The following is a 12,551-nucleotide window of genomic DNA, read 5'->3' as shown; positions in this document are numbered from 1 at the left end:
TCAATGCCATCTATTATTTTTTTACTGCTGTATCATACTCTTTAGCTTTTTTCATCAATTCTTCGTAAGCTTGATCCGCTGTTGCTTTGTCGAACATGACTTTCTCTACGATCGTTTTGTAATCTTTTTTAAAGTTACCCCAGCCTTGAGGTTCAGCGACGAATTTCTGTGCCGCCGGCCCTACTTTGTTAATAAAATCAACGGATGTTTTGTCGGACGCGCTGAAATTTGGTGCTAATGTCGTTACGATTTTCGCATTTCCTGGAATACCACGTGTTAATGATAATGTTTTCCCTGCTTCTTGGTCGTTAATGAACCAATCAACGAATTTCTTCGCTTCATCTTGTTGCTTGGATCCTGCATTCACACTCCAGAACATGCCTGGTTTCAACCAACCACCCGTTTGACCTGCTTTCGGAAGTGTTGTAAATCCAAAAGCGTCTGGTTTAAGACCATTGATTGCACCCACTTGATTGGAGAAAATGTGACGAGCAAGCGCTGTTCCATTGACCACACTATCCATTTTCGGATCAAGTTCTTTGTCTGTGACCGTAATATCAGCAGGTGTAACGATGCCTGCTTTACGCATTTCAGTTTGCTTATTCATATATTTAATCCAAGTATCTTTGTCAATGGATAGCTTGTTATCTGTAAAAGACTGCCCTTTGCCATGGCTTAGCTGATAAGCTGTATAGTCAACTAAATCTGAGCTTTGATCGACGAAAACGTATTTATCTTTCCCTAGCTTGGCTTTGGCATCTTGACCGAATTTATAATAGTCATCCCAAGTCCAATCCCAAGCTGGTGCTTTTAAGCCTAATTTCTCGATCACCGTTTTATCGTAAGCCATGCCAAGTGCGGCAGTTCCTAACGGCATTGCGAAGAGCTTGCCATTCACTTTACCTGATTCGATAAGCGCTTTATCCATATCTGCAACATTAATGCTGCCTAGATCAGCGACCAAATTACGTCCAACATACTCATTCAAGTAAGCAGCATCCATTTGGATAATGTCAGGGGCATTTTTCGCTGCGAACTGAACGCCGAGCTTATCGAAGTAGCCGTCCCAACCCGAGAATTCGCTTTCAAAAGTAATATTCGGATGTAGTGCCGTATATTGGGTTAGTGCCTTCTGAGTCGCATCATGACGTTCTTGCGCCCCCCACCAAGCAATACGCAATTTGACTGGAGTGGCCGGTTCCGCTTTAGTCGTGGCAGCTGCTGTTGGTTGAACCGAAGCTTTCGCTGGAGCTTCCTCCGTTTTGGATCCACAAGCTGACATGGATGCCACGACAACAAGTGATAATGCAGTAGTCATTAATTTTTTCTTCATTGTATAATTACCCCTCTCGCATATGTCGATCTCACACACTTATCGTATCGCTGAAAGCCTGAACGGTATAGGAGAGGATCGAACTGATTTCTTTCAGTTTTTGAAACAAGTGGGGAGATATTCTACTTTTTCAGCAAATCACTCGGGTTAATTCCGCAATATTTCTTGAAAAGCGTACTGAAATATGGCACATTTTGATATCCAACCTGCTCAGAGACTTCATAAATCAACAAATTCCCTTCTAAGAGAAGAGCCTTCGCTTTCTCAAGCCTGACACGAATAACATAGTTCATAAAGGTTTCCCCTGTCACCTTTTTAAACAACTGATTCAAATAATTTTTCGAGATAAATAACTGACCCGCCAACTCATCCATCGTAATGTCTTTCGCATAATGCTCATGAATGTAACCAAGCATAAAATCGACTGCCCCTTTATGTTTCTGGTTAATGGTTGGCTGTCGCTTAAGTCCTATGCTCTTCACCTTCGCTTGCAGGAAGCTCTCCACATCCGCACGATGAATAATCGTGTCCGTTGACGTAACTAACTCATTCTCATCCGTAGGGGTGATCGACATGTCAGCTTGTTGCGCTGCGTATTGCAGCAGCGTCCAAATTTCCGTAGCTAGGACGCGATAAAATAACTTGGGATCTCCGCCTTTCGCTGACGCCTCTTGCCGATGAATGAATCGCTGAATATGCGACCATAACTCTTCCTCACTGCTTTCCTGCAATGATTGGGACAGATAACGTACGAGATCCACCGCACCTTGTCCCTGTTCAAATGCTTGTAATGATTCGAAAGCAACGTCTGCTGACTCCTTCAAATTTTCCCATTTACTTATGCGTTCACCTACCGCCGCTTTCACCGTTAAGCCCAGATACCGCAGCATACTGCTTGTTAATGTCTCAATGAAGCGCGCAGATCTTTCAAGAGATTGCTCATCTGCTTCGCCCCGAGGAATATGTAGAACAAGTGCTGAATACGGCCCGAATAGCCAAATAAACGCCGATTCCGGCCATTCCTGCTGCGTCAGCTCCTTCGTGATATTGGACATGGCGAAGCGAAATAAATGCCAATCTGCCACCGAGATATCGGTAATTCGGTCTGTTTTCACCAATTCCAGCACGACTACCTGCTGATCATAGTCTGTCCAGTACGCTTCGACTGTAGGCAGTTTCATGTCAACCGCATTAGGCTGAAGAGTACCATTAAGCAGAGCTGCAAGCTGCTCATCGGCCATTTGTTTCTCATAGTTTTGCACAAAACGAACAAGCCTCTTCTTCTCCATTTTTTCCAGATAGAAATCTTCTAATTGACCAATCGTCCGAAATAAGACTTCACGAATCTGTTCAATCGTAATCGGTTTATTCAAATAATCATCAACATCCAGTCGAATCGCTTGCCTAGCATACTCAAAGTCGGTATAACCGCTATGAATAATAAATCTGCCCTGAAAGCCTTCCCCTCGCAGTTTCTCGATCATTTCAATTCCACTAATACCAGGCATATATAAGTCCGTAATGACGATATCGGGCTCTACTTCACGGATTAACACTAGTCCACTTTCACCGTCAATTGCCTCTCCCGCGAATTCAGCATCCAGCTCGGCCCAAGGTATGATATGTCGTAAACCTCGTAAAACCTGAAAATCATCATCCACGATGGCTATTTTCCACATAGTCGTTTACTCCCTTATGTTGTGAATATATTATTGGTCTGATAACGGGAATCGAATGTCCACTTGAACGCCGCCTTGCTCCCGATTACTCAGTTGTAAGCTATATTGATTGCCGAATAAGGCATCCAGTCTTTCCTTCACATTACGTAGTCCGTAGCCTCCGCGCTTCCTCGGCTTGTTCTGCCAGTTATCACTGAGCCCTTTTCCATTATCTGTAATGGTTACATATAAGTTATTCTCATCTCGATAGATATCTACACCGATCTCAGCTTCGGAAGCGCCATGAAAGCCATGCATAAAAGCATTTTCTACGAACGGCTGCAGAAAAATCTTCGGCATCAATGTAGTCTTACAACTTTCATCCACTGTGATGAGATACGACATTTTATCTTCCCAACGCACCTGCTGAAATTTCAAATAGTGTTCAATATGCGCGACTTCCTCTGTTACTGCCACCAGACTATTCGTATTCGATAGCGCTAAACGAAACATACTCGCTACTTGTGCGAGCATAGAGCTAATCTTATTCTGCCCCGCTTCAATCGCTGTCCAGTTAATCTGATCGAGGGTATTATATAGAAAATGAGGATTGATCATCATTTGCAAGGATTTCAGCTCGGCTGCCCTCTGCTGCACATGCTGCTCCCGCAGAGATTCATAGAGGTCCTCGATTCGTTGTGTTAATTTTCGATACCCATGAAATAACTTGCCGAACTCATTCTTATAGTCGGTAGGTAAACCTTGGTCTTCACCAGGCGAATATTGTCCCATGGCCCGAATCAATTGATTCATCGGTCTCATGAATCGATGCGATAGGAATAGAGTAAGTAGCAGCACGAGCACAATCGAGGTAGCCCCAAGAAGAAGGAAGAGCTTCGCCATGCTTTTACTGCCTTTGGTCATTTCACTCCAAGAGCTTGCCTCGAAGAGTGTCCACTGGGAATCTGGTGATTTGGCCCAAACGAAGAAATCATCATCCACCCGTAAGGAACCGCTTGGCTTATCCATCTCCCCTTTCAACGTGAGTGTCGCTTGCTGCAATTTGCTGCTGTTGCCAGCATGCGTAATTAGTCTGCCTGCTGCATCAAGTAACGCCATATTGGTCGTATCGTCTTCTGTTGAAATCAGATGACGAATGCTCGATACTTTAATGTTAAAAACCATTAAGCTGTAATACTGATTGCTATTATTGATGACTTTGCGGGCGAAGCTTATCACCGATTCTTCACGTCCATTGGACATGATTTTGTGCTCGCCAAGCCACGCGCTGTCCGTTTCTAGAATGCTGGGATACCAGGCTTCCTTATCTAATTGCGACATCTGGAAGAACGTAACAGGACCTTGGGTATCCGATGTGAACGGGTAATCGGAATAGACATGGATCGATTGCAGAATCGGCGTGCCGAAGACAAGATAGTTCAATTGACTCTGCAAATCCGTCTCGATTTGCAGGCGCTCATAAGCGTCCTTATCTCGCAAACGACCGTAAAGGAGATCGACGTTTTTGGCCGAGGTTCCCGAGGTCTGTTCAATACCAATTAAGCTTGTGCTCATTTTCTTGCTCAATTCATTCAACAAGCGTTGCTGATAAAAAGAGGTATTCGACGCAATCTCGCTTGAAGTCCCCGAATAACTAACGGCAATGATAATGCCGATCAACATGGCAATAATGACGGCTGAGCTGAAGAAATAAACCGCGATAATGCGATATGTTTTGAATGGATTTTGCAGCATATGTCTGCCCTCCGTATGATTCAAACTAAGCTCTTATGCAAAGAAAGCCGCGGCAAATGCAGCAGCTTTCCTAGTCATTTCTAAGCTTATCCTTTTAAAGCACCCGAAGCAATACCTTCGACGAAATGCTTCTGAGCGATGAAGAAAATGATCACGGCAGGCATAACAGAGACTAAAGACATGGCTAACATTTGCCCCCACGGCACCGTTCCCGCAGAATCTATGAACAGCTTCAATGCTAAGTTCACTGTGTATTTATCGACAGAATTGATATACAGTAATTGACCAAAGAAATCATCCCAATTCCAAAGGAAACAATAGATTGCGACAGTAACCAATGCAGGCTTGGTCAACGGGATAATGATGCGCCAATATATACCGAACCAAGAGCATCCATCTATTTTCGCAGACTCATCCAACTCTTTCGGTATGGAACGAATAAATTGCACAAGCAAATAGATGAAGAAGGGGCCTCCCACACCGCCTGCAAGCAAATGGGGGACATAGAAGGGTAAATACGTATTAATCCAATCAAATTTACTGAATAACACATACTGCGGTACGATTGTTACTTGTGTCGGAAGCATTAACGTCACAAGCAGAATGCCAAACCACAACTTACGAAGCGGGAAATCCAGGCGAGCAAAAGCAAAGGCAACAAGAGAACAAGATACGATACTTGTAAATAATACCCCCGAAATTAGCTGAAAGTTATTGATATAAAATACACTGAAATCATAGTTAGGAACCGACACCCAGCCTTCCGTGTAGTTAGCCCAGCGGAATGTTTCGGGAAATAAATTCGGTGAGCGCATCTCATCATTCGTTTTGAGCGAAGCACCTAGCCACCAGAAAACAGGATACATCATAATAAGGCTTGAAATTAGTAATAACAGATGGGTCAAACCTTGGCGTCTTGCCATCATTTCCCCTTCCCTCCTTGCGTCTCATAGTAAACCCAGTATTTAGAGGTTGCGAAAATAAGTGCAGTTACCGCTGCTATAATGACCAGTAGAATCCAAGCTAGCGCGGAGGCATAACCCATTTGAAACTTCGAGAACGCTCGCTCATACAAGTACATGACGTACACATAGGTTGAATTCACAGGTCCCCCATTGGTAATGATAAATGCCTGCGTAAACATCTGGAAGGAATTAATCGTTGATTGCACAAAGTTGAACAAAATGATCGGGGACAACATCGGCAGTGTGATCGTGAAAAATTGCCGTACCTTGCTAGCGCCATCCACGGAGGAGGCTTCATACAAATCCATTGGAATTTGTTTAAGTCCTGCAAGGAAAATAATCATCGCCGATCCAAATTGCCATGCAATTAGAAGTACTAGTGTCCCCAAAGCAGTGTCGGGGTCAGCAATCCATGACTTCCCTTGAATGCCGACAAGCGCTAGGGCTTGGTTAATAAAGCCGTCTTTGCTGAAAATATTTTTCCACAGAATCGAAACTGCGATACTCGTTCCAATTAATGATGGGAAGTAGATCATCGTCCGATAGAAGGAGATCCCTCTTATTTTCTTATTCAGCAGCATCGCCACCAATAGCGCAGTAACGAGCTTCAGCGGTACGGAGAATACGACGAATAGCAAAGTTACCTTGATTGACTCGCGGAAGGTATCATCCTCCATCACGATATGCTTGTAGTTCTGTGTTCCTAGCCAATGCGGTGCATCCAGCAAGGAGTAATCCGTAAACGAGTAATACAAGGACATCAGGATTGGCCCTAGTGTTAACAGGAAAAACCCAATCAGCCACGGGGATAAAAAGAGGTAACCGGCTACGGGAGATTCCCATCGGCTCAGAAACGGGATTTTCTTTTTCTTCGGTTTTGCAAGCAAACGGCCTGTTTGCTCCACGGTGCTTTCCATTGATCATTCCACTCCCTGTTCAAAGCGCTACGAGATTCGCTTGTTATCTTATAGGTTTATTATAAAAGGCATCCCAAGTTAGTTACATTGCGCATCGAATGAAGTTCTTTCACTATTTCACAGTAAAAACGTCTACGCCGTCTTCTTGGACTGTGGTATTCTTTTACGTTCCCAGGCTGGGTTGCTTTCGGGCATTAACTGGATTTTCTACATCTAAATTCGCTCGAAATGTCCCGTTTGGCGAAATTGGCCTGAAATAACGGGAGGAAATCCAGTTAGTTTGCGAAATGCCGTGTTTTCGCTTGAATTAGCTGCAGGAAATCCAGTTATTCGCTTAGCACTGTGGCTAGCGCTAATGCTTGTGCCTATACCAGCACGTGCAGCAACGCCTAACGCCATAACTCACGCTGATAACATTGAAATAAGGAGAAGCTGATTTAAATTCTAGTGTGTAAAAAAAAGAAGACCCAGAGCACTGTCGCTCTGGGTCTTGCCTTTATACGATTAATTATTCACGATAATGCGATGAATCAGAACGGCAGCTTGTGCACGGGAGAGGTTCTGCTTGGGATGAATGCCTGTCTCATCACCTTGAACAAAGCCATTAGCGGTAAGGGCAGCAATGCTACCTATGGCATAATCAGAAATGTCAGAAGCATCTTTATAGTCTAGTTTTGCCCCTATTGAACTTGAACTACTAGCAAGCTGCTTGCTTACTTGGAGCGCTCGGGCAGTCAATACCATCGTATCCTCACGAGTGATCTGTTTATTCGGTTCAAAAAGGTTATTTCCAGTACCCGTTGTAATGCCATATGCCTTGGCATTGGTCAGCGCATTGAAATAATATGTACGGCTGTCAACATCCGTGAAGGTATCTGCAGTTCGCGCCGGAAGATCCAATGCACGCATGAGCAGAACCATGAAATCTGCTCGAGTAATGGAGCTTTGTGGGTCGAACTCGTGTACGTTTCTGCCTTCAATAACTCCCTTGGCCGCGAGTGTCTCAATTGAAGGTTGCGCCCACTTCACAAAAGCTAGATCAGTGAAAGCCGGGCTCTTATATATAATTGCATACTGACTAAAATGTTTAGTTGTAAACATGACTTGACCTGACTGTACGTCATAATGCCCATTCGGTACAGGGATCATCTGTCCTTGTGGATCGACATAAAAAACGGCGATGTGATCCGGATTCTGCTTTTCTTCGAGTGAAGGCAAATAAGGAATCTGAATCGTAACTGGCGCTTCTGGATTATGCCAAGCAATCGACTCTCCATTCGCTAGCAGCCCTATGTCATAAACAGGATGATTATCAATCGAGTTAGCTTTCGTTAAGCGAATTTCCACCATCTCGCCTAGATTATCAAGACCATTCAGCATTTGATCAGAGATTACAATAGTGCCTAGCTCCGATTGAAGCTTAAGTTGGAATGCGTGCTTATTCGCCTTCAACAGATGGGCTGGTAGCAGCATGCCAAATTGTTCTAGGGACGCGTTGGATTTCAAGTTAACAACGATCACCTTTTGGCCATTTGGATCATTTGATGTAGATTGAATAGCGCTTTCTAAGATAGCCTTCGTAATCATAGCAGTTCCTTGATCGTTCGACTGTAGCACAAGTTGGGACGGGTCTTTGGTCGTATTCTGTCCCGTGTCTGGCTCAGTCACAGGATCTGGATCTGGCGTTGGATCTGGACCAGGATCTGGTTTCGGATCTGGATCTGGATCTACAATTACTACCCGTTTGATCTCAAACGCATGCTCTGAAGCCGTCGCTTGAAATAAATCTCCCCGACCATTCGTTAAGTCAGATTTCGTTAATTTGACTACGGTTTCTCCTGAAGGAGCTGCATCTTTAACCTTCCAATTTACAACGAAGAGATCCGTATCAGGCTGGATAGCTTGAGTGACATCCGCCATCAACACTTTGATCGTAAGTGATCCCTCAGCTGTTTGATCACCCTGTATAATGTTCAATTGACTTGAGCTTGGAAGTGTGGATATCCACTGCAGCTTCGTCGAATCATAGTCGACTATGAGGTCAACCGAATACACGGCCGAGTACACACTGCTCGACACATTATTAATTTGGAACGTAGATTGCATTGATTGTCCTGGTATCGCTTCTGCGGCGCCTGTTAAAGATGCAATGGCTCCGTGTGCTTGCAAGAACAATGGGCCCACCAACGTAGTCTGTCCAACCGTCACAGTGACATTGCCCACCATCGATTCGTCATAGCCTGCTTTTTGAGCTGTAATCGTAAATTCTGTATCAGGTACCACGTCAGAGAAGGTAAATGTACCAGACGCATCTGTTATCGCAGTTCTTGACTCGCCAAGCTTAGTAAGCGTTACATTGGCACCATATACGAGATGGTTGCTTTGATCCATGACAGTTCCTGCTATTTGACCATAAGGACTATTCGCCCTGTTGACGGTAATCTCATACGTTCTGTTAGCAGTTCCATCAGGTGAAACCACATAAACAAGAATTAGATTTTGTCCTTCCAATAAAGAAATTGCTTCTGAAATTGCACCACTTAACACCGTTTTCCCATTGATCGTGATATCCGCTTGGCTGTTGCCTGCAGTCGGAACGAGTGTGATGTCATGAAGGTCATAGGGTACATTGATTTGATATAGCGTTATGTTCGGATCAAAATCAGGTGATAGTGTACCACCATTCACAAGTAGTCCTTGCAAAGATGCATCGACCTGAGCAGAGATCCGATGAATTGAAACGGTATATGTCGCCGTTGTCAGATTATCTTCTGCCCTTACAACAACGGGTATGTCCGTATCATCTCCAGTTAAAGCAATGGAATCGGAGCTATTACCACTTCCCACAGGTACACCGTTTACAAGAATTGATTTTACATTAGGAGAGCTAGCTAAAGGTGTCAGATTCACATACTCCACATCAGTCGGCACTTGTATCGCGTAATGTGTTTCATCCAGACGTGTTAATGTTCCTGCATCACTTGATAAATCCGCAAGGGTTGCGTCTGTCTTTGAGTAACCAATCCCTTGTGTGACGCGGATATTATCGATATACACGCTGCCATAATTGGTGCTGTTCGCATAAAAATCAATTTTCTTAATATCCGCCATGGCGATTCGGTATGGGGCACGGTCTACTATTTTAAGACCATCGATGTATAGATCGAAACTCTGCGCAGCCATGTCGATCACCATACGCATGTTATACCATTGGCCTACAACATACTTCATAAAATCAGTCGTCGTTGTACCTTTGTATCCCTTTATTGTCCCTTTATCAAAAGCAAAGCTAATGCCAGGGTTCGTTAGATTCGTACTGCCATACACATAGGGCAAGCTAATCCAGTTATTCCCGCTAACATACGTGTCTTTTCTTTTCAAATCAGCTTCAATGGTGACAATCCCTGTTAGTGGTGTAGCAAAAGTTTGCGACAAACTGGTGCTTCCAGAGTTGCTGCTTCTCGTTAAGAGGACACTTTTATCTGACACACTAGGGACTTCAGCGACCTCAACACTCCCTCCACTAGCGCTTACAGTCAAATTATTACCCGAGCTCAATGCTCCTGTCGAAAGGCTGTTAAATGTATGGTTGTATAGCACTTGCGGTTGTTTGCTCGATAGCAAGACTTTGCCAATATCTGTGAGACTCTCCGGTGTGATAGTCACATTCCCTTTGGATACAGGAAAGTAGCCTGCTTTCGAGAGCATAATTGTATAATTCTCACCGATTGGCACCTGATCTAATTGCAAAGCTCCTGCGCTATCCGTTGTTCCGCTAACAATTTCCTCACCTTCATACATGACTTTGGCAGAAACTCCCTCAAGAGCGGACATCTTCTCATCCAAAATGCTTCCGCGTAAACTGCCATAAGGACTTGTGGATGTAATAACAATGTCCAATGTCGTCATATTCGGTGGTTGAATAGCGATTGTCGAAGTTGTCGTCGTATAACCTGTTTTTTCAGTTTTAAGCTCCACCCCCGTAGCTAACGGTACATCCGCAATCACGAACGAGCCTTTCGCATCACTGGTTGCCGTATAACTCACCGTATTAACAACCATGGATACCTTCGCTCCAGCAACTGCTTTGCCAGAGCCATCCTTTACCTTTCCATTCACTGATTCTGTTGTGCTGCCTACTTCTGTGTAATATTCAAATGCCCCGATATCCGGGAGTCCGTTATACAGCGACTTACCTGCATAGTCTTTCAATCCGTTATTCGGCATCGCCATACCGGCATTAATCATCGCTGAACCTGACTTTGAACGAAAACCCAGCGCTGAATCTAACCTTGGCCCTGTTTCGATGGTTCCAGAGGGGCCAGCCACCGTGCTAACAAATTTAGGATCTACTTGAAGGGCTTTGGTATCGCTAGTAGGAATCATTAATCCCGTACCAAAATAATTGTTATTCTCGTAGAACGTTGTTCCACTTGTAGTTATCGTTGCTCCTGCACGTGTCGTGTACAGATTATTATTCCGAATGTTGTAGGTTGCTTCTAAGGATGTACCATAGCCATAGATCAAATAATTACTTTTATCATTATAAATGGTATTGTTGTACACCTCAGCTATCGCTTTCTTATCCGAGTGCAGATAAATGGGATATCTGGTGTTGCTTTTTATCACATTGTTACGAATCACGGTATCGCCAAATGAAAATTGGCAGATTAGAATGCCATCTCCATTATCATGAATATAATTATATTGAATGAGTATCTTTGTTGTCGCTTTATCCGGATCAATCCCATTGGAATCGGCTCCACCTGCTTTTTGCGTGGTCTCATAAACTTCATTGTGCTGCACGACGATATCATCTGCATAGTACATTTCAATCCCTGAGGTTCCTGCTTTATAGACCACATTATTTTCAACAAGTCCGCCTCTTATATCTGTCAAATACATCGCATTGCAGCCATATGCTGTATCTTTTTGCGTTATGTAATTGTCTCTAATAATAATATTGGTATGCGGGGTGAATTTCGGATCGGTCCCATTGGCACGCTCGCCCCAGCCCGTTGATACGGCGATGGTATTCCCATCCGCATCCTTCCCATCCCCTGTGTATTGCTTAAATGTAATACCCGCAAATGAAGTATTCGTAATTGTCGATTGTTCCACGATTACATCATTTATAACGGTCGCTTGACTAGGGGGACTAAATATATTCGGCACAGTTGTGTCAAATACGATGCCTCCTGTTTTTTTGGAGCCGTCCCAGCCTGTCTTAAAACGGATGCCTGGCTGTGGTGGAATTGGCTGTGTACCGCTAATCCAGTTAATTTGCCCCGTTACATCATGAACATCGACTGCTACGATACGGAAATAATCCAACGTTGTACTATTATCACCAGATATATGAATACCCCTGTAATCACCAAGGTTCTCACCTGGGGTTGCCGTTGCTGGCTTCGCATTGGAAACGTCTACATGATGAATCTCCCAATACTCCTGATTAAATAAACGTACCGCATCTTCTACTAACCCTTTCCCCTGTATGGCTGGCTTACTCCCGCTGCCATACTGATCAATGATAATCGGCTTGCCAGAGCTACCTGAGCCCTTAGGCCATAACTGACCTTCCCAAACTTCACCTGACTTAAGCAAAATCTGATCCCCAGGCTGAAACGTGGTAGCGTTTACTTTTTCAAGCGTTTGCCATGCTGAGCCTTCACTCGTACCTGTATGCGAATCATTACCTCCTGTCGCATCTACATAGTAGATCATTCCCGTGACAGGTGCCGCCTGAACACGAGATACCGGAAGCAGAGAACTTACCATTCCAATTACGAGTACAATGGCGAGGAATAAGGATGACCGTTTCAATCTTTTTGGCTGAAGCAACATGTGTGACCTCCTCTTAATTTCAATATGCCATATTATAAGATTGATTTTCCGTTCAAAACCAGTAGGTAAATGAACG

The 12,551-nt window shown here is 44.1% G+C and carries 6 protein-coding genes; all 6 read right to left on the bottom strand.

Going from position 1 to position 12,551, the window contains the following annotated elements:
• Positions 1 to 13: 13 nt before the first annotated feature.
• Positions 14 to 1,333 carry an ABC transporter substrate-binding protein gene (locus HQN88_RS07315; RefSeq protein ID WP_173109617.1) on the bottom strand — a complete coding sequence of 440 codons (1,320 nt, stop codon included), beginning with the start codon at positions 1,331 to 1,333 and terminating at the stop codon, positions 14 to 16.
• A 122-nt stretch (positions 1,334 to 1,455) separates the two neighbouring features.
• Positions 1,456 to 3,012, bottom strand: a complete 1,557-nt coding sequence (locus HQN88_RS07310; RefSeq protein ID WP_173109615.1) for a response regulator transcription factor — start codon at positions 3,010 to 3,012, stop codon at positions 1,456 to 1,458.
• 30 nt (positions 3,013 to 3,042) lie between these two features.
• A complete protein-coding gene (locus HQN88_RS07305; RefSeq protein ID WP_173109613.1) occupies positions 3,043 to 4,746 on the bottom strand; it encodes a sensor histidine kinase in 1,704 nt (567 codons plus the stop codon).
• A gap of 86 nt (positions 4,747 to 4,832) precedes the next feature.
• The gene (locus tag HQN88_RS07300) at positions 4,833 to 5,669 is read right to left on the bottom strand and encodes a carbohydrate ABC transporter permease (protein ID WP_173110442.1); all 837 of its coding nucleotides are present in this window, start codon (positions 5,667 to 5,669) and stop codon (positions 4,833 to 4,835) included.
• Positions 5,669 to 6,628 (bottom strand): carbohydrate ABC transporter permease, encoded by a 960-nt coding sequence (locus HQN88_RS07295; RefSeq protein ID WP_173109610.1) that lies wholly within the window; start codon positions 6,626 to 6,628, stop codon positions 5,669 to 5,671. Before HQN88_RS07295 ends, HQN88_RS07300 begins: the two co-directional genes overlap by 1 nt.
• A gap of 504 nt (positions 6,629 to 7,132) precedes the next feature.
• Entirely contained in the window at positions 7,133 to 12,475 is a 5,343-nt protein-coding gene (locus HQN88_RS07290; protein WP_173109608.1) for a carboxypeptidase regulatory-like domain-containing protein, read from the bottom strand.
• Positions 12,476 to 12,551 lie beyond the last annotated feature (76 nt).

This window comes from Paenibacillus qinlingensis, assembly GCF_013204845.1.
GTDB lineage: Bacteria > Bacillota > Bacilli > Paenibacillales > NBRC-103111 > Paenibacillus_E > Paenibacillus_E qinlingensis.
This window is presented reverse-complemented; position numbering and strand designations above follow the sequence as displayed.